General features: G+C 56.2%; 22 protein-coding genes. 11 read left to right on the top strand and 11 right to left on the bottom strand.

Annotated features, from left to right (window positions below):
- The first annotated feature begins 280 nt into the window (after positions 1–280).
- Both GSQ62_RS12485 and GSQ62_RS12480 read left to right on the top strand, forming a co-directional pair.
- Entirely contained in the window at positions 281–2023 is a 1743-nt protein-coding gene (locus tag GSQ62_RS12485; protein WP_161889811.1) for a GMC family oxidoreductase, read from the top strand.
- A 17-nt stretch (positions 2024–2040) separates the two neighbouring features.
- Positions 2041–2742, top strand: a complete 702-nt coding sequence (locus tag GSQ62_RS12480; protein WP_161889810.1) for a gluconate 2-dehydrogenase subunit 3 family protein — start codon at positions 2041–2043, stop codon at positions 2740–2742.
- A 764-nt stretch (positions 2743–3506) separates the two neighbouring features.
- On the opposite strand, the gene GSQ62_RS12475 is transcribed toward GSQ62_RS12480, so the two are convergent.
- From GSQ62_RS12475 to GSQ62_RS12460, 4 genes are all read right to left on the bottom strand, one after another.
- The gene (locus GSQ62_RS12475; RefSeq protein WP_161889809.1) at positions 3507–4499 is read right to left on the bottom strand and encodes an AAA family ATPase; all 993 of its coding nucleotides are present in this window, start codon (positions 4497–4499) and stop codon (positions 3507–3509) included.
- Positions 4500–4642: 143 nt separating this feature from the next.
- A complete protein-coding gene (locus GSQ62_RS12470) occupies positions 4643–5080 on the bottom strand; it encodes a hypothetical protein (RefSeq protein ID WP_161889808.1) in 438 nt (145 codons plus the stop codon).
- A gap of 312 nt (positions 5081–5392) precedes the next feature.
- The gene (locus GSQ62_RS12465; protein ID WP_161889807.1) at positions 5393–5785 is read right to left on the bottom strand and encodes a hypothetical protein; all 393 of its coding nucleotides are present in this window, start codon (positions 5783–5785) and stop codon (positions 5393–5395) included.
- A gap of 292 nt (positions 5786–6077) precedes the next feature.
- On the bottom strand, positions 6078–7202 hold the full coding sequence (locus GSQ62_RS12460) for a hypothetical protein (RefSeq protein ID WP_161889806.1): 1125 nt from the start codon (positions 7200–7202) through the stop codon (positions 6078–6080).
- A gap of 18 nt (positions 7203–7220) precedes the next feature.
- Between GSQ62_RS12460 and GSQ62_RS12455 the strand changes: the two genes are divergently transcribed.
- The 4 genes from GSQ62_RS12455 to recO all read left to right on the top strand — a co-directional run bounded on the left by GSQ62_RS12455 (position 7221) and on the right by recO (position 11580).
- The gene (locus tag GSQ62_RS12455) at positions 7221–7541 is read left to right on the top strand and encodes a 2Fe-2S iron-sulfur cluster-binding protein (protein WP_161889805.1); all 321 of its coding nucleotides are present in this window, start codon (positions 7221–7223) and stop codon (positions 7539–7541) included.
- Between the two features lie 89 nt (positions 7542–7630).
- The gene (locus GSQ62_RS12450) at positions 7631–8224 is read left to right on the top strand and encodes a thymidine kinase (protein WP_161889804.1); all 594 of its coding nucleotides are present in this window, start codon (positions 7631–7633) and stop codon (positions 8222–8224) included.
- Positions 8225–8387: 163 nt separating this feature from the next.
- A complete protein-coding gene (porZ, locus tag GSQ62_RS12445) occupies positions 8388–10730 on the top strand; it encodes a type IX secretion system anionic LPS delivery protein PorZ (RefSeq protein WP_161889803.1) in 2343 nt (780 codons plus the stop codon).
- 136 nt (positions 10731–10866) lie between these two features.
- Entirely contained in the window at positions 10867–11580 is a 714-nt protein-coding gene (gene recO / locus GSQ62_RS12440; protein WP_161889802.1) for a DNA repair protein RecO, read from the top strand.
- Between the two features lie 81 nt (positions 11581–11661).
- On the opposite strand, the gene GSQ62_RS12435 is transcribed toward recO, so the two are convergent.
- The 3 genes from GSQ62_RS12435 to GSQ62_RS12425 are packed head-to-tail and all read right to left on the bottom strand — an operon-like array spanning position 11662 to position 14216.
- Positions 11662–12177: an FKBP-type peptidyl-prolyl cis-trans isomerase gene (locus GSQ62_RS12435; RefSeq protein ID WP_161889801.1), complete on the bottom strand. Its 516-nt coding sequence runs from the start codon at positions 12175–12177 to the stop codon at positions 11662–11664.
- Between the two features lie 27 nt (positions 12178–12204).
- Complete coding sequence (locus GSQ62_RS12430; protein ID WP_161889800.1) at positions 12205–13170, bottom strand: FKBP-type peptidyl-prolyl cis-trans isomerase; 966 nt, start codon at positions 13168–13170, stop codon at positions 12205–12207.
- Between the two features lie 20 nt (positions 13171–13190).
- Positions 13191–14216 (bottom strand): DHH family phosphoesterase, encoded by a 1026-nt coding sequence (locus GSQ62_RS12425; protein ID WP_161889799.1) that lies wholly within the window; start codon positions 14214–14216, stop codon positions 13191–13193.
- A 228-nt stretch (positions 14217–14444) separates the two neighbouring features.
- Between GSQ62_RS12425 and GSQ62_RS12420 the strand changes: the two genes are divergently transcribed.
- Positions 14445–14864 (top strand): nucleoside-diphosphate kinase, encoded by a 420-nt coding sequence (locus tag GSQ62_RS12420; protein WP_161889798.1) that lies wholly within the window; start codon positions 14445–14447, stop codon positions 14862–14864.
- A gap of 286 nt (positions 14865–15150) precedes the next feature.
- On the opposite strand, the gene GSQ62_RS21090 is transcribed toward GSQ62_RS12420, so the two are convergent.
- Positions 15151–15471, bottom strand: coding sequence for a LysM peptidoglycan-binding domain-containing protein (locus tag GSQ62_RS21090; RefSeq protein WP_161889797.1), 321 nt, complete (start codon positions 15469–15471; stop codon positions 15151–15153).
- A 207-nt stretch (positions 15472–15678) separates the two neighbouring features.
- On the opposite strand from GSQ62_RS21090, the gene GSQ62_RS12410 reads away from it, so the two are divergent.
- Positions 15679–16101: a lipocalin family protein gene (locus GSQ62_RS12410; protein WP_161889796.1), complete on the top strand. Its 423-nt coding sequence runs from the start codon at positions 15679–15681 to the stop codon at positions 16099–16101.
- Between the two features lie 328 nt (positions 16102–16429).
- Here GSQ62_RS12410 and GSQ62_RS12405 read toward each other — a convergent pair whose 3' ends face one another.
- The 3 genes from GSQ62_RS12405 to dxs form a co-directional block, all read right to left on the bottom strand.
- Entirely contained in the window at positions 16430–17368 is a 939-nt protein-coding gene (locus tag GSQ62_RS12405; protein ID WP_161889795.1) for an NAD(P)/FAD-dependent oxidoreductase, read from the bottom strand.
- A gap of 212 nt (positions 17369–17580) precedes the next feature.
- Complete coding sequence (locus GSQ62_RS12400) at positions 17581–18363, bottom strand: alpha/beta fold hydrolase (protein ID WP_161889794.1); 783 nt, start codon at positions 18361–18363, stop codon at positions 17581–17583.
- 229 nt (positions 18364–18592) lie between these two features.
- A complete protein-coding gene (gene dxs / locus GSQ62_RS12395; protein WP_161889793.1) occupies positions 18593–20515 on the bottom strand; it encodes a 1-deoxy-D-xylulose-5-phosphate synthase in 1923 nt (640 codons plus the stop codon).
- A 358-nt stretch (positions 20516–20873) separates the two neighbouring features.
- Here dxs and GSQ62_RS12390 point away from each other — a divergent pair, with 358 nt between their 5' ends.
- The 3 genes from GSQ62_RS12390 to GSQ62_RS12380 all read left to right on the top strand — a co-directional run bounded on the left by GSQ62_RS12390 (position 20874) and on the right by GSQ62_RS12380 (position 24030).
- The gene (locus tag GSQ62_RS12390; protein ID WP_161889792.1) at positions 20874–21647 is read left to right on the top strand and encodes a segregation and condensation protein A; all 774 of its coding nucleotides are present in this window, start codon (positions 20874–20876) and stop codon (positions 21645–21647) included.
- A gap of 107 nt (positions 21648–21754) precedes the next feature.
- Complete coding sequence (locus GSQ62_RS12385; protein ID WP_161889791.1) at positions 21755–22816, top strand: lysylphosphatidylglycerol synthase transmembrane domain-containing protein; 1062 nt, start codon at positions 21755–21757, stop codon at positions 22814–22816.
- A 71-nt stretch (positions 22817–22887) separates the two neighbouring features.
- Positions 22888–24030 (top strand): FAD-dependent monooxygenase, encoded by a 1143-nt coding sequence (locus GSQ62_RS12380; protein ID WP_161889790.1) that lies wholly within the window; start codon positions 22888–22890, stop codon positions 24028–24030.
- Positions 24031–24121 lie beyond the last annotated feature (91 nt).

Below are 24121 nucleotides of genomic sequence, written 5' to 3'. Positions count from 1 at the left end.
CTGCTGCTCTATGCCACTTTCTGCCGTTTCTGGGCAATTCCAGTATAGCCTGTTTGCAATATTATCAACAAAATTATTTACCTTTTAGGAGCGCTCAGAGCATGTTTAAATTTCGCTTTTGCAAGCGAAATTTAAACTGAAAGGGTTCTGGCGAAATAGTTTTTGAGGTTCATAGCAGCGCTATGGGGCGAAAAAAGCATGAAGGCAGGTTCCTTTATGTTCAATTTGCAGCGCAAAGGATGAATTTTAAACACGCTCATATATAAATCAAACCAATATTATGGCATTTCAAATCAAGAAGAAGGGCGAAGTATACGACGTCGTCATTGTAGGCTCCGGTGCGGGGGGCGGCATGGCCGCGAAAATACTGTCGGAAGCGGGCGTGAAAGTCGCGCTGCTTGAGGCGGGCCCGGATTACGACCCGGCCAACCCGGAGCAGCAAACCCAGCTAAAATGGTCTTACCAGTCGCCGCGCCGCGGCGCGGGCACGACCCGGGCTTTCGGCGACTTTGACGCGGCCTACGGTGGCTGGGAAATCGACGGAGAGCCTTACACCCGAAACGGGGGCACCGAGTTTGACTGGTTCCGCGCCCGGATGCTGGGCGGCCGAACCAACCACTGGGGCCGTATCTCCCTGCGCTTCGGTCCGCATGATTTCAAGCACAAAAGCCTGGACGGGCTGGGCGACGACTGGCCCATCTCCTATGAAGACGTGAAGCCCTACTATGACCGCGTGGACAAGATGGTGGGCGTGTTCGGTACGAACGAAGGGCTAGTGAACGACCCGGATGGTTACTTCCTGCCGCCGCCCAAGCCGCGCCTCCACGAGCTCATGATCAAGAAAGCAGCGGTGGGTATCGGCATACCCGTTATCCCGGCCCGCAAGTCGATGCTGACGCGACCCATCAACAAGGACCGTGGCGCGTGTTTCTTCTGCGGCCAGTGCGGCCGGGGCTGTTCAGTGCATGCCGACTTTTCAGCGTCTACCTGCCTTGTGAAGCCGGCCCGAAATACGGGCAATGTGGAGGTATATACCAATGCCATGGCCCGCGAGGTGCTGACAGACAAGTCCGGCAAAGCAACCGGGATTTTATATACCGATAAAACCGACCTGCAGGAGTATCAGGTAAACGGCAAAGTGATTGTGCTGGCCGCCAGCGCCTGCGAGTCTGCCCGCCTGCTGCTCAATTCCAAATCAGCGCAACATCCCGACGGTCTGGCCAACTCCAGCGGCATGGTCGGCAAATACCTGCACGACTCTACCGGCGCTTCACGGAGCGCCTTCATCCCCCACCTGATGGACCGCAAGCGCTACAACGAGGACGGCGTGGGCGGCATGCACGTGTACTCGCCGTGGTGGCTCGATAACAGCAAACTGGATTTTGCGAGGGGCTATCACATCGAATATGGCGGCGGCATGGGCATGCCCGGCTATGGATTCGGCTCCGGCATCGAGAACATGAATGGCAAATATGCCGGGAGCGACGGTAAGATGAAACAGGCGGGTGGCTACGGGGCTTCGCTGAAAGATGATTACCGCCGGTTTTATGGGGCCAACGTAGGGTTTGCGGGTCGCGGCGAGTGCATTGCCCGCGAGGATAATTACTGCGAGATAGACCCGAACGTGGTGGATAAATACGGCATCCCGGTGCTGCGCTTCAACTACACCTGGAGCGACCACGAAATCAACCAGGCCAAACACATGCAGGACACCTTCGAGAACATTATCGAGGCCATGGGCGGCGTGGCGCTCGGCAACAAACCGGGAAAAGAGGATATGTACGGTTTAGCAAACCCTGGCCGCATCATTCATGAAGTGGGCACTACCCGCATGGGGAATGACCCGAAACGCTCGGTGTTGAACAAGTTCTGCCAGGCGCATGAGGTAAAAAACCTGTTTGTGGTGGATGGCGGGCCTTTTGTGTCGCAGGCCGATAAAAACCCGACCTGGACGATTATGGCTTTGTCCATGCGGGCCTCTGAGTATATGATGGACCAGCTCAAGAAGCAGAATATAGCATAGTATAAAATTTATAGAGTATGGATAGAAGAGAATCCCTGAAAGCGCTGGCCATCGGGTCGCTCGGCGCGGGCACGCTGCTCATAGGTTGCGACAGCGATGTCAAGACCGAGGAGAAAAGCGCCAAGGACGCTAAGAAAGCCGCTTCCTTAGAAGGATATGGCCGCACACCGGAAGAAAAAGAGCGGGATGCCCGCCTGATGGAAGAGCAGTTTTTTACCGAGGCGGAAATGGCTACCATCACGGTGCTGAGCGACATCATCATTCCGGCCGACAGCCGATCGGGCAGCGCCTCGGAAGCCGGCGTGCCGGCGTTTATTGAGTTCATTGTGAAGGATAGGCCCGAAAACCAGACCCCGATGCGGGGCGGGCTGCGCTGGTTGGATATAAAGTCGAACAAGCTTTTCGGCAAGTCGTTCACAGAGGCAAGCGAGGCCCAGCGGATTGAACTGGTGGACATGATTGCCTATCCGGAGAATGCCGCCCCTGAAAACCAACAGGGAGTGGCTTTCTTCAACCAGATGCGCAACCTGACGGCCACCGGCTTTTTCTCAAGCAAAATGGGCATAGAGGACATGGCATACAAAGGCAACACACCCAATGCCTGGGACGGCGTGCCGGATGACGTGCTGAAACAATATGGCCTGGCTTACGACGAGAAAACGCTGGCAGAGTGCCTCAAAAACGAGGAGCGCGGCCAGATCATGACCTGGGACAGTTAGGCATCTATACTGTCTGGTTGCCAAACATTGAAGCTATATATAACCGTGAGAGAGGGGGTCTTTGAGGGGCATCCTCTCTCACGCTTATATATCTGCTGTTACGCAAGTTTCTTTTTTCTCCTTTGAAAGCCGCGTAAATATGGCGCGAGCGTCCCCACTCGTGTCTACTACCACAGGGCCCCCGGTCCGCTTTTATATAGGCGGCAGTTTATATATAGATTGCATCCATATATAAACTGCATAATTCAAACCCAAACTACGATTTACTCTCGTCGTTGAAACATGCCCCACTCCTACCCCTTTGAAGCTCATCTTGTAGGGAAGAATATTTAGTTCATGCCGCAAGTTTAGCGACAGCGCAAATGTGGCTATATATGAGGCCAGTTTGTCAAGAGGTTATCAAAGGCTATTTTCGCATTTATAAACTTGCTGCCTTATATATAGCCGCTGCTTCAATCTGAATGGCTGCGTGTTTTCCCTACAAGATAAGCTTGGGGGAATGGCTGGGTGCCTTATACAGGCGCCCGGAGGCCGCGGGATAGCATTCACGAGGGAAGATCCGCGCCATATACCATATACACCTGCTTCAAAAGGGTACTCTTTAAACTGCTTTGCCTTTTGCGTAACGTCAGTTATATATAGGTTGTATATAAGTTATATATAGCAATGGCAGGTATACAGCCATATGCTTTATCTCTTACTCCCTGATTTTATCCCGCCATATATAATATAACTGCGACTGCCATATAGGGAGATACAAAACCTTAGCTGATGGGCACTTTCCGGAGGATGGCTTCTATAAAGTCTTTTGTCCTCACGCCGTCGGCCTCGGCTTCGTAGTTTAGGATGATGCGGTGATTCATCACGTCGTGCGCCACTTCTTTTATATCCTCGGGCAGCACATAGTCGCGCTCATCAAAATAAGCCACCGCCTTGGCCGCCCGGTTCATGGCTATGCTGGCCCTCGGCGACACCCCGAACTCGATGTAGGGCGCAAAATCAAGCAAATCATACTCGGCGGGGCGCCTGGTGGCAAACACCAGCTCAATGATGTACTTCTCCAGCGTCTCGGATATCTGCACCTGGTTTATCTCGTTCCGGATAGAGAAAATATCTTCCTTCGAAAGCACCTTCGACACCGTGTCGGAGTAGCTCATGTTGGCCATGCGGCGCATGATTTCCAGCTCGTCCTCTTTCTTCGGATAGTCTATATATACCTTCATCATGAAGCGGTCTACCTGCGCCTCGGGCAGCGGGTAGGTGCCTTCGTGCTCCACAGGGTTTTGGGTGGCCAGCACCAGGAACGGCAGGTCCAGCCGGTAAGTGGTCTCCCCGATGGTTACCTGTTTCTCCTGCATCGCCTCCAGCAGCGCCGACTGCACCTTGGCCGGGGAGCGGTTCACCTCGTCGGCCAGTATGAGGTTCGCGAAAATCGGCCCCTTCTTTACCTCAAACGCAGAGGCGTTCTGGTTATATATCATCGTGCCGATGAGGTCGGAGGGCAGTAGGTCCGGGGTGAACTGGATGCGCTGGAAATCGAGGTGCAGCGCCTTGGACAGCGAGTTGATGGTAAGGGTTTTCGCCAGGCCGGGCACTCCCTCCAGCAGCACATGCCCGCCAGTGAGCAGGCCAATCAGCAGGCGGTTCACCATATAGCTCTGCCCTACCACCACTTTGCTCACCTCACTCAGTACCTGCTTTATCTTTTGCTGGTGCGCCTTTACCCTGTCCGGGTATATCAGTTCTTCTACTGGCATCTGCTTTATTCCTTAAACCGCCTCAATATAGTCATAATACGAGATTAGTGGGGGAATATTGTGCCGGTAAAAAGGCTTCGGGCCATGCAGAAGGTATGCTGCATGGCCCGAAGCCTTTTTACCGGATATTGCCAGCCGTATGGTCAGGCCGCAACTGCCGTATTTTTCTTGAGTTGCTCCAGACGGTCCCGCTGCGCTACGCGCACCGTGTCAATCAGCACGTTTATGCCGCTGCTCTCCTCCACCACGTCCAGGGGCAGCACCATCACCGAGTCATGTGTCCTGATGTGGATTTTGCGGTAGCGGGTCATGAAGTAAAGAATGAGGAAGAAGCCGCTGAAGAGCGCAAAGGCATCATCGAAATACGTGGTGAGGGCCAGGGCAGCGCTCAGCCCCAGGTACAGGGGAGTGCCCGTCTGCCTGATTTCCCAGGTGACGATGTCCTCCAGCATGACAGAGCGCTTTCTGGGAAGCGCCCAGGAGAAGCCGAACTGCATGAGTCGGTGCGTGGTGAGCACAATTCTCTTATCGATGGTCTGGATAAGGTACTGCTCTCCTTCAAGAAGCTTGTTTGCAGCCATGTGTAATGAAGCGATTAAGTTTGTTGTATAGTATATGTTATAGCGCAGTAATCGTAATAGGACTGTTTCCCAAAACCTTTCTGCAAAGAAGATTCCAAAAACAGGCAAAGGGTTGCAAGCATATCAGAAAAAAACTATTTTTTTAATTGCAGGCCCGAAAGTAAGTGTAAAACAGACCCAAAGCAACAACTACCATTGATAACGTAAAAGTTCATTGAAAATTGCACTGGAAAACTGGTATTGTGTAGGGAGGGCTTAAAAAAGCCCGGCTTGCTGCTGCAAGCCGGGCTTCCATTGTCCTATTCTTAGCTGTTATTCCGACAGGTACAGGTCACCCTCGAACCCATGCGCCCGCTGGTTTTTGAAGCGCGTGATGTCTGTTTGCATGTTGTCATATATCTCCTGCACCTCCTCGTACTCCTGCGCCAGCGGCTTTATATGCTCGCTCAGCAGCTTGGCGGCCAGCGGGTAGAACTTCGCGTCATCCGTGTTCTTCACGTTCACTTTAAAGGAACTGACAGCGCTCTCCAGTTTTTTCATGGCCGCAGGATACCTGCCCTTAAACTCCTGAATGGTGTCGCGGAGTTTCTCCCGTATCATCAGGTACAAGTCCTCCTCAAAGGTCATTCCGAAGTCATCATCCTCCTCCTCGTCGTCGTAGTCGTTGTGGGCGAAGTCGTCGTCGTAGTCAAAATCTTCTCTCATGGCTGCTAATAAGGTTCTCTTTTGTGAATTACGGGTTTATTTCCTGTTTGTGTCAGTCTGGGCAAATTTTCCGGGTAACAAACTCTGCCGTTTCCGGGTTCCGGCAACCGGCTAGTGCATGCGGCAACTGCATAATTAGTATATGAGGTGCGCATTTGCAAAAGCCTACGCCGCTCTTCCGGGCTTGTTTCCTGTTTTTCGGGAAGGGCGCCATTTTATCCCGCTAAAGGTACAAAAGATTGTCTAAACGGATTTCCAGCGGCAAGCGCCACTGGTGGAGTTGCGGAAGCCGTCAGGCATACTTCCGCTCGATCAGGCGCAGGAGTTTATTGACGTGTTCCTGCTTCTTGCTCCAGTCGTAGCGGCTGGCCACCTCGTGGGTTATATAGCGCTTGGCCGCCTCCGGGTCCGTGTACTCGTCCAGGGCCTTGATGGTGTGGTAGTAGGCCATGTTCTCGCCGTTAAAGAGCTCGTTGATGAAGCTGAAGCGCTGGTTGATGGAGATAGAGTTCTTCAGCGACTCGATCCGCTGGTTGCTGTGCGTGTCGGCGAGCGAGGCGGCAGGAGCCTTCCGGAAATTGTCGTTCAGGGTGGGGCGCATGTTTTTAGGCGCCTCCTCTTCCGCATCTTCCTCGTGGGGGCGGTAGGCAGGGCGCTGGGAGGGCGCCGCAGGGGCGGAGGCCTCACGCTGCGCCGTGTGTATCGGCGACACCACCTCCTGCTCCCGCACCGGCGCGGCGGGCGTAGGCTTAGGCAGCGGAGTGGCCTCTACCACGGCTTCCTGCCCCGTCGCCTCCTGTTCCGTGATCGGCAGCAGGCTGTTGAACTTCTGCAGCAGCTCCGCCAGCGGCGTGCGTTTGTCCTGGTTGGCGTTTATGTAGAGCTTAAAGCGGCTCAGGATATACTCGCGGTCGCGGCTGCTGGCGGAGAGGGTGTCTATAAAGCCGGCAAAAAGCGGTTTGTCGATGTCGATGTACTTCAGGTTCTCCTGCAGCTTGGGCAGCGCGATTTCCTCCTGTATGCGCAGAAACTTCTCCTCAAACGTGGCGACAGGGGCCAGCACCACCAGGAAGGTGTCGTATATGGCTTTCTGCAGCAACGGCTCAAAGGCGTTGCGCTTCATCAGTATCTTGCGCGAGATAACATTCATAAAATGCAGCAGCGCCTCTTTCACATCCTCGTGCTCGTAGTCGAAGTAGGGGCTGCGGAGGTTGGCCATCTCCTGGTGCCACTTCAGCAGCAGCTCCTTTATCACAAACAGGTTTATCTGCCTGATCGGGGTAAAATGAAGCAGCTGAGGGCCGTTCAGGGTATCGTTGGTGGCAAAGTGGCGGTCGCAGAGCAGATTTGCCAGCTGCCTGCTGTAACGCTCTATGTGTAATTGATTATATTTGTCTTCCATGGGGTATGCTTTCATCTGTAAAGTTATAAAATTATGCCGAAGTTGACGGTGCAAAACCTCGCGCAGCTTCAAGTAAAAATTGCACCGGGGCAAACGCTGCTCCAGGCCCTGCAAGCCCAGGGGCAGGACTGGATGCATGCCTGCGGGGGCAAGGGCCGCTGCACCACCTGCCGTATAATTGTACTGCAGGGGCTGAAGCATTTTGGCCCGCTGACGGAGGCCGAAATCCGCTACCGCAGTTGGGGCCGCCTGCAGGATAACGAACGATTGGCCTGCCAGTGTACATTGGAGGGCGGCGACGCCATCGGAAAAGTTCCCGAGCAGACCAAGCTGCCGCACCTGATATATAGTTAGAAAGTTAACAATCAACAATACAGCAATCAACAATTTAAACATTCAACCATTTAGCAATCAACCCATAGCGCATTTCCACACCACCAGCAATGTTTATTGAACCACGCGTAGGCAACGGCAGCCGGGCTGCCAGAAGAGGATGGATCGAGGTGATCTGCGGATCGATGTTCTCGGGGAAGACGGAGGAGCTTATCCGGCGGCTGAACCGGGCGAAGATTGCAAAGCAGAAGATCGAGATTTTCAAGCCTGCCGTAGACAAGCGCTACCACGAGGAGGATGTGGTGTCGCACAACGCCAACGCCATCCGCTCCACCCCCATCGATTTTGCGCAGGACATGCTGCTGCTGGGCGGCAGCTGCGACGTGGTGGGCGTGGACGAGGCCCAGTTTTTCGACGATGGCCTGGCCGAAGTGTGCGTGAAACTCGCCAACAGCGGGGTGCGCGTCATCGCCGCCGGCCTGGATATGGATTACCTGGGCCAGCCCTTCGGGCCGATGCCCGCCTTGATGGCCGTGGCCGAGTACGTAACCAAGGTACATGCCGTGTGCGTGCAGTGCGGCGACATTGCCACCTACTCTTTCCGCAGCGACGCCTCAGAGCAGCAGGTGCTTTTAGGCGAGGCAGACGCATATGAGGCCCGCTGCCGCCACTGCTTCGTGGAAGGCATGAAAAACAAGAAATAAGCGTTGTTGCGGCGCACCAGGGCAGGCGCTTCCACCGACAAGCTGTATATAAACCCGATGAGACGAGCGCCCACCTTGCCGGTGAAAACACGCGGCAATGCCCCTAATCCATAATGCCACTTTGGAGCGGGCGGGCCCATTTTGTCCTCGTACTTATATATAAATGATGAACCGCACACCTGTTTTCCGTCAGAAGCTATATAGCACCTGCCTTTATATACTGGCGGTGCTGGGGCTGTTGCTGCCCGGCAGGCAGATCTTGGGGCAGAGCACCCTCCCGCTCGGCAGTTGGCGGATGCACGTGCCTTACCAGCAGGCCATGGCCGTGGCAGATGCCGGAGACAGGGTCTATGCCGCGGTTCCAAATGGGCTCTTTTATTATGATCGGGAGTTCAACGCCACCCAAACCATCTCGAAGGTGGATGGCCTGCGGGAGCAGCAGATCAGCGCCATCGGCTACGATGCGGCCACCGGTACCCTGGTCATCGCCTACGCCAGCACGCAGGTCGGTTTGCTGCGCGGCAATACCATCTATAACATCCAGGACATCTTCCGGAAAGCCATCCCCGGCAAAAAGAGAATCAACCATATATACCTGCACAACGGGCTGGCCTACCTTTCCTGCTCTTTCGGGGTGGTGGTGCTGGACCTCCAGAAACTGGAGGTGAAGGCCACCTACAGCAACCTGGGCCTGGGCGGCAGAATGGTCAGTGTACAGAGCACTGCCATCCTGCGCGACAGCATCTATATAGCCACAAACTTGGGCGTGCTGGCGGCGCAGCAGAACGGCACCAACCTGCAGGACTTCCGCAGCTGGTCTGCCCTGAGCAATAGTTTGCCAACCCCCGGTGCTGCTGCCAGTCTGGCGGCCTTCAACGATAAGCTATATGCCGGCACCGCAGCCAGTGGTTTATATAGGCTGAGCGGGAAAAACTGGCAAAGGTCAGCAGTGGTGGATTCTACAGCAGCTATCCGCAGTCTTGCTGCCGGGAACGGCTATATGGCCGTGGCTACAACTGCCAGCGTGGTGCTGCTGAACCAGCAACAGCAGGCGCAGGCGCTGACGCACGAACCGCTGCGCCAGCCGCAGGACGCCGTGGTGGGTGCCGACGGCTACATATGGGTGGCAGACAGCGTGAGTGGGTTGGTGCGGCTGCATATGGATGGCACCAATGCTGCCGCTTTCGCCCCGGACGGACCTTATTCGGGCGGCAGCTTCCGGCTATACACACACAGTGGGAAAACCTATGTGCTGAGCGGCGGCTACACCGAAGGCTATACTCCCTCCGGCATCCGCGACGGCTTTTTTGTGCATGAGAATGGCAGGTGGACCAGCTACAACCAGTTTCTGTACCCCAACCCGCAGGAATATATACCCACGCAGGACTTGGTGGCGGCTATATATAACCCCATCACCGACAGAATGTACTTCGGCAGCTACGGCGACGGCGTGCTGGAATGGAGTGGCCCGGGCCAGCCAGTTTTGTACGACAACAGCAACAGCACCCTTGTCAGCACCTCCGCGCCTGAAGGCGGCGAGCAGGTGCGCGTGACGGATATGGCCGTGGATGCGGCGGGCAATGTGTGGGTGGTGAACCCGAACCGGCAGGCAAACGCACCGGGGCTGCACAGGCTGGAGCCGGACGGCACCTGGACATCGTTCAGGCTGCCGGGAGTGGCAGGCGAAACCAGCCTGGAACTCCTCCTGCTCGACGATATCGGGCAGAAATGGCTGTCTTTCTCCCGCCACAGCACCAACAGCGGCCTTGCGGTATATGACGAAGTGCAGAACCGGGTAAAGATTCTCTCAGTTGGTGAAGGGAATGGGGGCTTGCCAGACGGCGCCGTTTACGGCATGGCCAAAGACATGAGCGGCGATATATGGGTGGGCACCGCCAGCGGCATTGCTGTTTATTACAATCCCCGGTTTGCTTTCGAGACGCAACCCTATGACGCTTACCTGCCCATCATTGACGGGCGGCCCCTGCTGAACGGGCAGACCGTGCGCGCCATCGCTGTGGACGGGGCAAACCGCAAGTGGGTGGGCACCGAGGACGGCCTCTGGCTCTTCAGCCCGGATGGCGATGAACTGCTCCAGCATTACACCTCCCAAAACAGCCCGCTGCCTTCCGACAGCGTGCTGTCGGTGGCGGTAGAGCACCAGACAGGCGAAGTGTTTGTGGCCACGGCAGGCGGCCTTGCCTCCTACCGGGCAGGTGCCACCGTTACAGAGGGAGAGCCGGAATGTGCCACCGTGTTCCCGAACCCCGTGCGCCGCGACTATACCGGTCTGGTTGGCGTGTCGGGCCTGCCGAACAACGCCCATGTGCGCATCACCGACATCTCCGGCACGCTGGTATATAAAACGCGGGCCACCGGCGGCACCCTTGCCTGGAACGCCCGCGACTACAACGGCAGGCGCGTGAAGGCTGGCGTGTACCTGGTGATGAGCTCAGACGAGAGCGGGAAGCAAACCTGTATCAGCAAAATCGCCGTACTGGAGTAAGGCAGCACAGTTGCTTGTTGCGGATTGCTTTCATATACTAAAATTCATCCGCTTGCGGTTATATATAGCTGTTTAAGCCCATGCGAGTTAACCATCCTACGTTTTCTACGCGTCCTGCTACCTGAGCCCAAAAGATATGTTAGTTAAAACGCGGGGTATCGTACTCAACCATATCAAGTACCGCGAGACGTCGGTGATTGCGCGGATATATACGGAGGCGCTTGGGGTGCAGTCGTATATTGTGAACGGCGTGCGCAAGAAGGGCCCCGGCTCCCGCGTGGCCCTGTTCCAGCCGTTCACGCTGCTCGAGATGGTGGTCTACACCTCCCATCGGGGCGGCCTCACCCGCATGTCGGAGTACAAGATGGCGCATCCCTTTTCCTCCATTCCGTTTGATATCCGGAAGAGCAGCATCTTGCTGTTTCTCTCCGAGATGGTGTCGCGCACGGTGAAGGAGGAGGAGGAAAACCCGGTGCTGTTTCACTTCCTCTACAACGCCATTATCTATTTTGACAATCAGGAGCGGGGCTTCGAGAACTTCCACCTCGTGTTTCTGCTGCAACTCAGCTACCACTTGGGCTTTGGGCCCGGCTCCGGGGCGGAGATAGTGGAGCAGGTGGCGTTTTCGGCCAACGCGCAGTCGGCCACCTCGGCCCCCACGGTAATGGCCCTGCAGGCGCACGAGCAGTATTTCGACCGGCTGCTGGGCGAGCCGGCGCCGGGCATCGTGCCGAACGGCCGCGTGCGGCGCGAGCTGCTCGACGTGCTCATCCGCTACTACCAGCTGCACGTGGACAAACTGGGTGAGATAAAATCGCTGGCGATACTTTCGGAGGTACTGGCGGAGTAGGAAACCCTCAACCAAACTTACGCGCACAAAAAAGGCCGGGGCTACATATAGCCCCGGCCTTTTCAATTAGTTGTCAGACTGCTACTTGATGTCCACTATTTCCACGTCGAAAATGAGCACCGAATTAGGGGGAATCGGGCTTCCATAACGCGGGTTTGGGCCATACGCCAGCCGAGACGGGATATATAACCGCGCTTTCTCGCCTTCGCTCATCAGTTGCAGGCCTTCGTCCCAGCCCGGTATCACCTGCTGCGCGCCAACCTTCAGTACAAACGGGGCGGAGCTGTCGTAGTTTGAGTCGAACTCGGTGCCGTTCAGGTACCAGCCTTTGTACTTCACTTCCACGTCGTCACCGGACTCCACCCTGGCCCCTGTGCCTGCCTCCAATAGCTGGTAAAACAGGCCGGAGTTGGTGCGGGTCACGGCACTGGTGTCCACGTTGTTCGCCACCATGTACTCCAGAATCAGCCTGTTGTCCGTCTCCCGCTGCTTTACAGGGTCAAACGGCTCGTCCTTGTCGCAGGAGGCAAGCGTGCCGATGGCCATAAAGAGGAAAAGCGCCTGTAATAGGCTGCTCCGCCTCTTTATATATAACATAAGGTATTTCATATGTAATTTATGCAATTACTGTTGCGCCTCCACGTCCACCAGCTCCACATCGAAGCGGAGAACAGAATTGGCAGGCATGTCCGGACCACGGTCCTGTGCGCCGTAGGCCAGCGTGGAAGGCACCAGCAGAGTGGCCTTGCTTCCCTCCTTCAGCTCCTTGATGGCATCGTCCCAACCTTTGATAACGCGGCCCTGGCCCAGCGGGAACTGGAATGGCTCACCGTTGCCCATGGGATTGGTGCGGGAGTTCTCCAGCTCTTTGCCGTCCAGGAAAGACAGCTTGTAATGCACCGAAACCAGGTCGCCCTCGCCGGGCTCCGGCCCAGTGCCCGGCTCGTTTACGACATAATACACGCCCGACTCGGTTTTCTGCACGTTCTCCAGGTTGTTTGCCTCGATGTACTCCTGAATCTTCTTGTCGTCGATCTTGATCTGCTCTGCGGCCTGGGCCTCGGCCTTCTTCATCTGCTCCTCAAACATTTTCTGCTGGTCCACCATCGCCTCTTCTTTCGACTGCACCTTCTCGGCCTTGATAAAGAACGTCAGCTGTGAGCCCGGCTTGATGAACGGGGGCATGGGCTGCGAGAACGTCTTGGCGAAAAGCGAATCGGCGCTTACTTTAAACACGCCGCTGTCGCCGGGCGAGAGCATCATCAGGGCCTGCTCCAGGCTGCCCTTGAAGGTGGGCTCCATCACCGGGATCATCACCGGCTGCTCCTGGGTGCGGGAGTCGAACAGCACCGAGTCCTCGGCGTTCTGGTAAGACATCTGCATGGTCACCACCTGCCCGATTTTGGCGCCGGTGGAGTCTCCCGGGGCAACCTCGCCCTTGTTCTCGTACGCTCCGCCTTCTTCCTTCTCGTATATTTTATAGGTCAGGCCATCGGCCGTCGTATAAAACTGATCGTTGTTTTTGTCGCAGCCTTGCAACAAGAGTGCGCCGGCCACTACCGGCAGCAAAAATTTAGTTTTAGATAGCATGGATATAAGTTGTGAAAATTTTACTTGGTTGTGGCGCTGTGCTGCAGTTGGTCTTTGTACTGCGGCAGCAGGCTTTCAAATTTTTGGACGGTGGCCTCCAGCGTGTCCGTTGAGATGCCCCCGGCGGCGTTTTTGTGCCCCCCGCCGTTGAAGTGCGTCCGCGCGAACTCGTTGACCGAGAAATCACCCACCGACCGGAACGACATTTTCACCGCCTGCGTGCGGTCAATGATCAGGGCGGCAAAAACAATGCCCTCTATGGAAAGCGCATAGTTCACAAGCCCCTCCGTGTCGCCTGTTTTGGAGTTGTACGCCTTCAGCTCGTCGGCCGTAATCGCAAAGTAAGCCGTTCTGTACTCCGGCAGCACCACCAGCTTTTCTTTCAGGGCATAACCCAAAAAGCGCAGGCGCAGTTCCGTGGAGCTGTCATATATAAGGCGGTGGATGTCGGAGCTCTTCACGCCTATCTGCAGCAGGTCGGCGATGATGAGGTGTACATTTTGGGAGGTGCTCGGGTGCCGGAAAGACCCGGTGTCCGTCATGATGCCGGCGTAGAGGCACTCCCCGATGCCCGTGTCAATCAGGTCCGCATCGCCCATTTCCTTTATCAGGTCATACACAATCTCGGCCGTGGCGGCCGCGCTGGTGTTGGCGTAGTTCAGGTCGGCGAAGTCCTCGGGCTGCAGGTGGTGGTCTATCAGCACCTTGGTGCCCCCGGCCTGCCGGATGTACTCGCCCATCTCGTGGATGCGGGAAAGCGTGTTGAAGTCGAGGCAGAAAATGACCTGCGACTCGGCGATGATCCGCTGCACCAGGGCGTCTTTCTGCTCGGTGTACACGATCACTTCGCTGTTGCCCTCCATCCAGTTCAGGAAGTCCGGGTAGTCAGAAGGCGTGATAACCGTGACGCGGTGGCCTTTCTTCTTGAGGTAACCCGCCAACCCCAGCGAAGAGCCCAGCGCATCGGCGTCCGGCTTGTGGTGTGTGGTGATCATCACCTCTTTAGGCTCCCGCAGAAGCTCTTTCAGAGCATTGATATTGTGCATACTATCGTTTTAAATCCTCTGACAGATAAGGATATAAGGCGCCAATTTCAGCATAAAATACTTCTTAAGCAATAAAATAAGCCCCTTGCCACCGCCCGGCAGCGCCTCAAAAACCCGCAGCATACCTGGCGGCTGGTGAAAGTATAACAGAAAAGTATGCTGCTTTTACTTGAAATGCCTACTTTTGCAGTCCCAAAACAGACGTAAAACCTATAAAGATTAGAAAAGATGGCCGGAAACATCACATTCACCATGATTAAGCCTGACGCAGTGGCCGACAACCACATCGGCGGCATTACCCAAATGATTGAGCAAGGCGGGTTCCGTGTTGTGGCGATGAAGAAAACAAAACTGACAGCCGAGCGTGCCGGTAAGTTTTACGAGGTACACAAAGAGCGTCCGTTCTATGGCGACCTGGTTTCCTATATGTCTTCCGGCCCCATCGTAGCCATGATCCTGGAGAAGGACAACGCCGTAGAGGACTTCCGCAAGCTGATTGGCGCCACCAACCCGGCACAGGCCGAGGAAGGCACCATCCGTAAGAAATACGCCAAGTCGATTGAAGCTAACGCCGTACACGGCTCCGACTCCGACGAAAACGCACAAATTGAAGGCGATTTCTTCTTTAGTGCCGACGAGCGCTTCTAAGAAAAAATTACTTGCAGACATAAGAGCCGCCCGCCCCTACAGGTTGGGCGGCTTTTGTTTTTGCGCCACCCTGTGTCGCAAAGGCTATATATACCTGCCTGCCTCCTATAGGAAGGCCAGGCTTTTAATGTGCTAGTCTGCTAGTTGGGGTTGGGTTGCAATTTTTCCGGCAGAATCCTGGATTGGGCGTCCCGCCGACATGCAAAAAGGGATGCAGACGGGGGCTATATAAACAGCGGCCAGCATTTGATGCTGGCCGCTGTTTATATAGCATATAGCGTAAGGTCTAGTCTCTCGGAATCACAAGCCGCTGGCCCGGGTGGATCAGATCCGGATTGGCACCGATAAGTGTCTTATTAGCCTCATAGATGCGTTTCCAGTCACCGGCGTCCCCGTAGTGGCTCTTGGCAATCTTCGAAAGCGAATCGCCGCTCTGCACCGTGTAGGTGTCCTGGGCAGGGGCCGCTGCCTTTTTCAGGTTGTCGTTGGCGGCGGCTGCATGCGTGGGGCTAACCGGCGGGGCAGCCGTGCGCGGCGCGCTTTTAGGAGTAGCGACTGGCTTGGCAGGCGCCTCTTTCCCTTTTTTGAAAAAATCCATCAATCCCATATCAGTACAAATTTTAGGTCAGTTATATAGCATAAGGCGGCTTATGGTGGTTCACACAAGCCGCATTATGGTAAAATACGCTTGCTGTGGAAGTTAGTTGTGCCGCACCAATTGCAACGGCAGGCCTCTGAAGGCCGTAAGCAGCTTGCACCCGTGCCCGCTTAGGGCATGGCTATATATAAAATATACAATTTAAACAGTAAAACTATGAGCAGAATAGAAAGAGAGTATACCGGTAGAAGCGCGCTGCACACGCTGCTGGCCCTGCTGCTGGCGGTGGTGCTGGCAAGCTGCGGCGGAGAAGACAAAGTGGGGGCTGAAAGCATGATCTCCGGCCCGAGCAGCAAGACCTGGGTGGCCGACGAGCAACTGGACGCTGCCGGCGAAGAGGTGGAACAGGCAGAAGCCGCCAATGGCAGCATGCAGTTTTACGCCGATGGCCGCTTTGCGCTGGGCGAGGGCGGCCAGCTCCGCACAGGCACCTGGTCTTTCGACCAGTCTGCCAGGCGCCTGACACTTCAGTTTGAGAACGACAACGTATCCGAGAACTTTGAGGTGACGAAGCTGACGGAAGACGAGATGAACCTGAAAGTGCCCGATGGCGCCGAAATGAAGCTGAAAGCAAAGTAAAAGGGCAACACTCTTCGCTATTCAGGAGTACACACGGGAGAAGTTTCGATTTTTTGGCGGCGGCCTGCTTAAAAGCGGGCTGCCGTTTTGCTTATGGGCCACCAGCTGTTTTGCCTCCGGCAGGTCGCATCCCGGCACAGCGCATGTCGGCATATCATCCTGTGCAGGCTTTGTTTTAGATGAAGTTGGCTGCTGAAAAATAACCTACCCCCTGGCTTCTCCGGGGAAAAGGAAGCGCCCCCATTCTTCAAACCGAACCGGTTTTACAGCGCGAGCCCCAGCTATATATAATTCCAATGCAGGCATGCGCTTGCTGCAAACCCAGTGGCTATATAGTACCGGGCGCTGTTACAGAACCGCGAAACGCATCTTCAATAAGTTCTTTGTTCAGAGACGCCCCGGCCATGGTGCCTGCCGAAACAGAAAGGGAAACAGCGCGCCCAAGCGTGGAATTGTCGCCACATGCAAACACGCCTTCAACGGTCGTTTTCTGAAAGATATCCGTTTTGAGCAGCCCTTGTTCTGTCAGTTCACATCCCAGTTCTTCAGGAATACTGCAATGCTGCGTAAAGGCAGGCCTAGCGTAAAGCGCTTTGACGGCAAACTCCGACTGATCTTTAAATACAATGGTATGCAGCTGCCCTTGGTGGTGAAGAAGCTGGCTCACTTCTTTTTCATTCACCCGGATATGGTGCTCCTCCAGAACGCTGGCTTGCTCTCCGGTTAAGCGGGACGGCCCATTGGTAAAGACGGTCAAATCTTTCGTCCAGTTGTAGATCAATTTGCCAAACTCAAAAGCCATGTCGCCATTGGCGAGAATGCCCGTTCTCTCGTTTTTCACTTCGTACCCGTGGCAGTAAGGGCAGTGCAGCACCGAAACACCCCAGCAGGCCGCAATGCCTTCGATAGGAGGCATCATGTCTTTCAGCCCTGTCGCAAACAGTAGCTTCCTGGACGAGAACCCCTCGCCTGCCTGTGTCTCGATTTCAAATCCTGCTTCCGTTTTCCTGCCGCGAACGGCGAGCCCTTCGTGAAATCTTACAGTGGGGTATTTCAAAACCTGCTCTTTGGCGGTTGCTGCAATCTGCCCGGGGGCGTTGCCGTCTTGTGTAATGAAGTTGTGCGAGTGCGGTGTCTGCCGGTTGCAGGGTTCACCGCTGTCAATAATCAGAACCTGCCGCAGGGCACGGCCTAAGCTCATGGCTGCCGAAAGCCCCGCATAACTTCCGCCAACGATAATTACATCCAGTTTTTTGTTACCCTCCATATATGCTCCTTTAAGTGAGATTACTGCTGCTAAGACAGGGGGCGGAAGTAAGCGGAAAGCGGCAGGCTATGGCTTACTGTCCATCCTTATCTTGCCCAGGTAAAGGTAACAGTCTTTTTCATATATGCAACTTTGTTGCATATATGAAAAATGAATTTTATTTCGCTGAAGGTTCAGATTCAAAAATATCAACTCTTTAACTCACTAACTTCCTAACTCACTAACTCAAACACCGTCTCGGCAAATTTCACCAGGGCTTTCTGTGTCTCAGCCGTACGCTCGAACATGCCCATATGCCCCGTCTTGCCCAGGAACAGCGCTGTGCCGTAGTCGGGCAGGTGGCATTGCTCCAGGGCTTTGTCCAGCGGCACGGCCGTGTCGTCTTTCCCGAAAATGAACTGCACCGGGTACTTTGCCTCCCGCAGCACATGCGCCCGGTTGGGCCGGTCGCGCATAGCAGCCAGGGCGCTCACGACGGCGGCCTGGGGCGTTTGGCGGCCAATCTCCTTCATCATCTCTATCTCCTGCTGCAGGCGGTCCCGGTTACCTTCGTAAAACAGCGGCTCAATCAGCGGATTGACGAAGCTTGTAACGCCGTGGCGCTCCACAAAGTCGATGGATTTGGTGCGGCTCGCTTTCTTCTCCTCCGTATCGGGCAGGGCGGAGGAGTGGAAAAGGCAGAGTCCACGGAGCCTATGGCCGTATTTTTCGGCGAAGGCCATACCCACATAGCCGCCCATCGAGTGCCCAACCAGGAGGCATTTTTTCACCTCCAGTTCATCTAACCGTTGTTTCACCTCATCGGCCAGGCTTTCCATGGTATAGGGGCTGCTGCTGGCTGTGTTATCGCCGTGGCCGGGCAGGTCGAGGGTGATGACTCTGAACCGCTGCTGCAACGGCGCCACAAATCCGGCCCAGACCTGCTTGCTCTCGCAGAAGCCGTGCAGGAAGACCAGCGTGTCGCCGGAGCCTGCGTCTGTATATATGTTTTCCATGTTGACAGAGGTTAAGTTTAGGCACAAGATGGCTGTCGTTCTTTAGAATCTCAAACGGAATCAGGGTCGATACGATTTTTATATATGAAAACCAACTACCCCTGCCCCTCCTTGTCTAAGGAGGGGCAGGGGTAGTTGGATATGGCCTGCTCAAGACAAAACATCAGAAACAAAAAACCTCACAGGTTTCAGAAACGCTGTGAGGTTATATATAAAGTTTTGTATCCGTCTATATTCTGACTTTCACGGGCACGCCGACCATCTCGCGCACAGTTTGTTCGATAGCCGCCGGGTCCATGCCTGCTTCTTTGTGCAGTTCCAGTTGGGAGCCGTGCTCGAAGATCTGGTCCGGAATGCCCAGGCGCCTTACCTGCGAGGTGTAGCCGTTGTCCACCATAAACTCCAGCACAGCGCTTCCAAACCCGCCCTGCAGACAGCCGTCTTCCACGGTTATCACTTTGTCGTACTTGCGGAAGATGCGGTGCAGCAGTTCGGCATCCAGTGGTTTGGCAAAGCGCATGTCGTAGTGGCCGGGGGTAATGCCGTCGTACTTCAACTTCGCGCACACCTCCACCGCATAGTTGCCTATATGGCCGAAGGTCAGCAGGGCCACCTTCTCCCCTTCCTGCACCGTGCGCCCTTTGCCGATCTCGATCGCCTCCAGCGGGGTGCGCCAGTCCGGCATCACGCCCTCCCCTCTTGGGTAACGGATCGTGAACGGGCCGGCGCCCTCCTGGGTGGCCGTAAACATGAGGTTGCGCAGTTCCTGCTCGTTCATCGGGGCCGACACCACCATGTTCGGGATGCAGCGCATATAGGCAATGTCGTACGCGCCGTGGTGGGTGGGGCCGTCGGCGCCGGCGAACCCGGCCCGATCAAGGCAGAAAACCACCGGCAGGTTCTGCAGGCACACATCGTGTACCACCTGGTCGTAGCCGCGCTGCATAAAGGTGCTGTAAACGTTGCAGAACGGAATCAGGCCCTGCGTGGCCAGGCCGGCGGAGAAGGTAACGGCGTGCTGCTCGGCAATGCCCACGTCAAAAGCGCGGTCGGGCATGGCCTGCATCATGATGTTGAGCGAGCAGCCGGAAGGCATGGCGGGCGTCACGCCCATGATTTTCGGGTTCTGCTCCGCCAGTTCCACGATGGTGTGGCCAAACACGTCCTGGTACTTCGGCGGCTGCGGCTTGTCGAAGTGCTTTTCGTATATCTCGCCCGTGATCTTATCGAACAGGCCGGGCGCGTGCCATTTGGTCTGGTCTTTCTCAGCGAGCGCGAAGCCCTTGCCCTTGGTGGTGAGGCAGTGCAGGATTTTCGGGCCGGGTATGTGCTTCAGGTCTTCCATCACCGACACCAGGTGGTCGATGTCGTGGCCGTCTATCGGGCCGAAGTAGCGGAAGTTGAGGCCCTCGAACAAATTGCTCTGCTTGAGGATGGCCGCTTTCACCCCGCTCTCTATCTTCGAGACGATGGCGCGGGCGTCTGGGCCGAATTTGCTGATCTTGCCCAGGATTTTCCACACCTCGTCCCGCACTTTGTTATAGGTGCGGGAGGTGGTGATGTCGGTCAGGTATTCCTTCAGCGCGCCCACGTTGGGGTCGATGCTCATGCAGTTGTCGTTGAGCACCACCAGCAGGTTGGCATTGGCCACGCCCGCGTGGTTCAGTGCCTCGAAGGCCATGCCGCCCGTCATGGCGCCGTCGCCTATCACAGCGATGTGCTGGCGCTTGTCTTCGTGTTTGTATTTGGAGGCCACGGCCATGCCCAGCGCCGCCGAGATGGACGTGCTGGAGTGGCCCACGCCGAAGGTGTCGTACTCGCTTTCTTTTCTTTTCGGGAAGCCGGAGATGCCGCCGTATTTGCGGTTGGTGTGGAAAATGTCGCGGCGGCCGGTCAGGATTTTATGCCCATAGGCCTGGTGGCCCACATCCCACACCAGTTGGTCGTACGGCGTGTTGAAGGCATAGTGCAGCGCCACCGTGAGCTCCACCACGCCAAGGCTGGCGCCGAAGTGGCCGCCGTGGATCGAAACGACATCAATGATGTATTGCCTCAGCTCCTGGCATACCTGCAACAGCTGGGCCTCCTTCAGTTTCCGAAGGTCGGCAGGGGTGTTGATAGAGGCCAGTAGCTCTCCGGGTTGAATAATCATAGAATCGTCCTTATTGACCTCTAACAAAATGTCTTAGCAAAAGTTTACATGTGCCTGCGCTCCCGGCCAATGGGCAAAGTTAACAAATTTCTGTAATCCGGGCCGACTCTCCGCTCCTGCTGTTACATACGGCGCAGCTGCAGAAAAGTCTTTTATATATCATTGCCATATATGGAGCAGGCCCTGTGCCCTGCGGGGGTGCGGCAAAGCGCTATACCCGCGTTTTGTGCCGGAGGTTATGAACCATGCCCGCCCTGCGTTTGGTTGTAGCAGGAGCCTGCCCATAGCTGGCTTCTGCCAAAAATCCCTAATTTTGTAACCCGCGCTGCCCCGGCGGCCAAACAATATAGCATACAAGGTGAGTTTCGAGATTAAATTACCATTATTCGAAGGGCCGTTCGACCTGTTGCTCTTCTTCATCGAGCGCGACGAGCTGGATATCCACGACATCCCCATCTTTCAGATCACGAACGAGTTCCTGGGATACCTGCAGCAACTGGAGCAGCTCAACATTGAAGTCGCCAGCGATTTTATCCTCACCGCCGCCACGCTCATGCGCATCAAGGCCAAAATGCTGCTGCCGCGCGTGGAGAAGGACGAGGCGGGCAACGAGATTGACCCGCGCCAGGAACTGGTGCAGCACCTGCTGGAGTACAAGAAGTACAAGGGTGCCGTGCCGGACCTGGCCCTGATGGAGGAGCAGCGCCTGGCGCAGGAGAGCCGGGGCAACCTGCACGAGGAGCTGCAGCAGATCGCCAGCGCCAACCACTTCGAGTACGAGCTGCAGGATCTGAGCCTGTACAGGCTGATGCGCGTGTTTGAGCGGGCGATGGCACGCTACGCAGAGGAGCAGACCCGGCCGAAGCACACGGTCGTCACCTATCCGTATACCATCGAGGACCAGCGCGACCTGATCATGCGGATGGTGACGGAGCGCAGCCAGCTCGCTTTCTCGCAGCTCATCGCCGAGTTCCCGGATAAGATCGGGATGATCTTCAACTTTCTGGCTATTCTGGACATGCTGCAGCTCAACCTGATCGGCGTGGAAGTGGGCGAGGGCTTCAACGATTTCATCATCACGGCGGCCGAAGGGCAGGCCACGCAGGTCATGCAGTTGCTGCTGGAGGAATAGCCGGTGCCGCGGCACAAAACCTTGGTTTGGGCAAACTGTTTCGCCCAAGAATAGTTAATAGCTTTACGCGCCGCTAAGCAGCGCGGCTCAAGCGCCATACCACTCCTATGGATCAGAACAAAAAGACGATACTCAAGAGCTTTAGCCCGGTTAAAATACTGATACCCGTGCTGCTGGGCCTTGCGGCCACCGTCTGGCTTTTTATGCGCGACGACAAAATGGGCGAGCTCAGGGGCATCGCCCAGGCCAATGTGTGGTGGCTGGTGGCGGCGCTGCTCGTGCTGTTTGTCCGCGACTTCGGCTATATGTACCGCATCCGCAGCCTCACCGACAAGTTCCTGACCTGGCGCAACAGCCTGGATGTGATCATGCTCTGGGAGTTTGCCTCGGCCGTGACGCCCTCGGTGGTGGGCGGCACCACCGTCGCCACCATCATCCTCAACAAAGAGGGCATTCCGCTGGGCAAGTCGCTGGCGTACGTGATGCTGACGGCGGTGCTCGATAACATGTTCTTCATTCTGGCCGCGCCCATTGCCCTGCTGGCCACGCAGGGGCAGGTGTTCCCCACCTTTAACCTCGACCCCTCGGATGTGGCCAAACTGCAGTCCGCTTTTTATATCAGCTACGGGCTCATCGCGGTATATACCCTCCTGATGATTTACGCGCTGTTTGTGCGCCCGCGCGCGTTCAAGTGGCTGCTGCTGAAAATCACCTCCATCGGCTTCCTGCGCAAGTGGCGCGTCAATGCGTTCCAGCACGGCAACGAGATTATGTGGGCGTCGGAGCAACTGAAGGGCAAAGGCTTCAACTATTGGTCCCGCGCCATCCTTTCCACCATCTTTGTGTGGAGCGCCCGCTATTTTCTGCTCAACTGCCTCATCGCCGCCTTCGTGGACGTGAGCCTTAGCGAGCACCTGCTGATTATTTCCCGCAACCTCGTCTTCTGGATTGTGATGCTGATCGCCATTACGCCGGGCGGCGCCGGTATCGTGGAGATGGCCTTTCCGAGCTTTTTCGGCCTGTTCCTCGGCGGCTTCAGCACCATCGTGGTAGTGCTTTACCGCCTCATCACCTATTACCCTTACCTTATTTTAGGCTCTGTCTTCCTGCCGAGGTGGGTGGCCAAGGTCTTCGGCCACCATTCGCACCAGAGCGAGGTGCGGGTGTAGCAGCGACGCAAAATGTTGCGCCGCTACATATGTTCCAGGATATATAAAGGTCTTCTCCGGAAGGCAGCTATATGAAGGTCATCATCATCGGGGGAGGAATCGGGGGTTTGTGTGCGGCTATTGCGCTGCAGCAGGGCGGCTTTGACACCACTATATATGAGGCGGCGCCCGAGCTGAAGGCGGTCGGCGCGGGTGTGGGCCTGGCGGCCAACGCCATGCAGGGCCTGGCACGCCTGGGGGTGTCGGAGGAAGTGGTGGCACGCGGCAAGCAACTCGAAGCCCTGGTGATGTTCGACGAAAAAGGAGGCACCATCCGCAACCTCGATACCCGCCCCCTGAGCCGGAAGTACGGTATCAGCAACTTTGTGATACACCGCGCCGACCTCCACGAAGTGCTGCAAAACCACCTGCAGCCCGGCTCTCTTGTGTTGGGCAAGCGCTGTGAGCATATAACCCAGCAGGGCGGGCAGGTGCAGGCGCGCTTTACGGACGGCGCCCAGGCTTCCGCCGATTTACTGGTGGCGGCCGACGGCATCAACTCCGTGGTGCGGCGGCGACTGTTGCCGCACAGCCAGCCGCGCTACGCCGGCTACACCTGCTGGCGCGCCGTCATCCAAAACCCGGGGGTATATATAAATCCGATGATTTCGGCGGAGACGTGGGCACCGCAGGGGCGGGTGGGCATGGCGCCGCTGCCCGGTGGCCGCATTTACTGGTACGCCTGCATCAACGCGCCGGAGCAGGACCCCCATATGCGCCAGATGACGCCAGCGCAGCTTGCCAGCCACTTTGCAGGCGTGCATGCTCCGGTGGCGGAAGTGCTGGCCGCCACCAAACCCGAACAGCTCCTCTGGAATGATATCGCGGACTTAAAGCCCCTGAAGCATTTTATATATGACCGGGTGCTGCTGCTGGGGGATGCCGCCCACGCCACCACGCCCAACATGGGGCAGGGCGCCTGCCAGGCCATCGAAGATGCCGTGGTGCTGGGCCAGTGCCTGCAGCGGGAGCCGGTTCTGGAAACCGCCCTGAGGCTATATGAGAAAAGGAGGCTGGCGCGCACCGCCAAAGTTATCCGCCTGTCGCGGTTGCTGGGGCAGGTGGCGCAGTGGCCGCATCCCGTGCCGGGCCTCTTGCGCAACGGCCTTTTCCGAACGATGCCCCAGGGTATCACGCAAAGGCAGATGGAGTGGCTTTACCAGGTGGACTTTTAACGAAAAAGCTTTATATTCGGCATCGGGCTGATTTATAAACCAAACCGCCTGCCTTTTCAAACGGGCGTCACAAGCACGCCAGCTATATATA

This window comes from Pontibacter russatus (genome assembly GCF_009931655.1).
GTDB lineage: Bacteria > Bacteroidota > Bacteroidia > Cytophagales > Hymenobacteraceae > Pontibacter > Pontibacter russatus.
The sequence above is the reverse complement of the archived record's forward strand: the minus strand, read 5'-3'. Positions and strand labels throughout refer to the sequence as shown.

What these genes read in the sequence shown, in the direction of transcription:
- GSQ62_RS12430 (WP_161889800.1), bottom strand. Translation starts at nt 13,170, where the DNA reads ATGCTATCTAAAACTAAATTTTTGCTGCCGGTAGTGGCCGGCGCACTC.
- GSQ62_RS12420 (WP_161889798.1), top strand. Translation starts at nt 14,445, where the DNA reads ATGGCCGGAAACATCACATTCACCATGATTAAGCCTGACGCAGTGGCC.
- GSQ62_RS12405 (WP_161889795.1), bottom strand. Translation starts at nt 17,368, where the DNA reads ATGGAGGGTAACAAAAAACTGGATGTAATTATCGTTGGCGGAAGTTAT.
- GSQ62_RS12455 (WP_161889805.1), top strand. Translation starts at nt 7,221, where the DNA reads ATGCCGAAGTTGACGGTGCAAAACCTCGCGCAGCTTCAAGTAAAAATT.
- GSQ62_RS12475 (WP_161889809.1), bottom strand. Translation starts at nt 4,499, where the DNA reads ATGCCAGTAGAAGAACTGATATACCCGGACAGGGTAAAGGCGCACCAG.
- GSQ62_RS12465 (WP_161889807.1), bottom strand. Translation starts at nt 5,785, where the DNA reads ATGAGAGAAGATTTTGACTACGACGACGACTTCGCCCACAACGACTAC.
- recO (WP_161889802.1), top strand. Translation starts at nt 10,867, where the DNA reads ATGTTAGTTAAAACGCGGGGTATCGTACTCAACCATATCAAGTACCGC.
- GSQ62_RS12460 (WP_161889806.1), bottom strand. Translation starts at nt 7,202, where the DNA reads ATGAAAGCATACCCCATGGAAGACAAATATAATCAATTACACATAGAG.
- porZ (WP_161889803.1), top strand. Translation starts at nt 8,388, where the DNA reads ATGATGAACCGCACACCTGTTTTCCGTCAGAAGCTATATAGCACCTGC.
- GSQ62_RS12410 (WP_161889796.1), top strand. Translation starts at nt 15,679, where the DNA reads ATGAGCAGAATAGAAAGAGAGTATACCGGTAGAAGCGCGCTGCACACG.
- GSQ62_RS12385 (WP_161889791.1), top strand. Translation starts at nt 21,755, where the DNA reads ATGGATCAGAACAAAAAGACGATACTCAAGAGCTTTAGCCCGGTTAAA.
- GSQ62_RS12450 (WP_161889804.1), top strand. Translation starts at nt 7,631, where the DNA reads ATGTTTATTGAACCACGCGTAGGCAACGGCAGCCGGGCTGCCAGAAGA.
- GSQ62_RS12435 (WP_161889801.1), bottom strand. Translation starts at nt 12,177, where the DNA reads ATGTTATATATAAAGAGGCGGAGCAGCCTATTACAGGCGCTTTTCCTC.
- GSQ62_RS12480 (WP_161889810.1), top strand. Translation starts at nt 2,041, where the DNA reads ATGGATAGAAGAGAATCCCTGAAAGCGCTGGCCATCGGGTCGCTCGGC.
- GSQ62_RS12470 (WP_161889808.1), bottom strand. Translation starts at nt 5,080, where the DNA reads ATGGCTGCAAACAAGCTTCTTGAAGGAGAGCAGTACCTTATCCAGACC.
- GSQ62_RS12400 (WP_161889794.1), bottom strand. Translation starts at nt 18,363, where the DNA reads ATGGAAAACATATATACAGACGCAGGCTCCGGCGACACGCTGGTCTTC.
- GSQ62_RS21090 (WP_161889797.1), bottom strand. Translation starts at nt 15,471, where the DNA reads ATGGGATTGATGGATTTTTTCAAAAAAGGGAAAGAGGCGCCTGCCAAG.
- dxs (WP_161889793.1), bottom strand. Translation starts at nt 20,515, where the DNA reads ATGATTATTCAACCCGGAGAGCTACTGGCCTCTATCAACACCCCTGCC.
- GSQ62_RS12380 (WP_161889790.1), top strand. Translation starts at nt 22,888, where the DNA reads ATGAAGGTCATCATCATCGGGGGAGGAATCGGGGGTTTGTGTGCGGCT.
- GSQ62_RS12485 (WP_161889811.1), top strand. Translation starts at nt 281, where the DNA reads ATGGCATTTCAAATCAAGAAGAAGGGCGAAGTATACGACGTCGTCATT.
- GSQ62_RS12425 (WP_161889799.1), bottom strand. Translation starts at nt 14,216, where the DNA reads ATGCACAATATCAATGCTCTGAAAGAGCTTCTGCGGGAGCCTAAAGAG.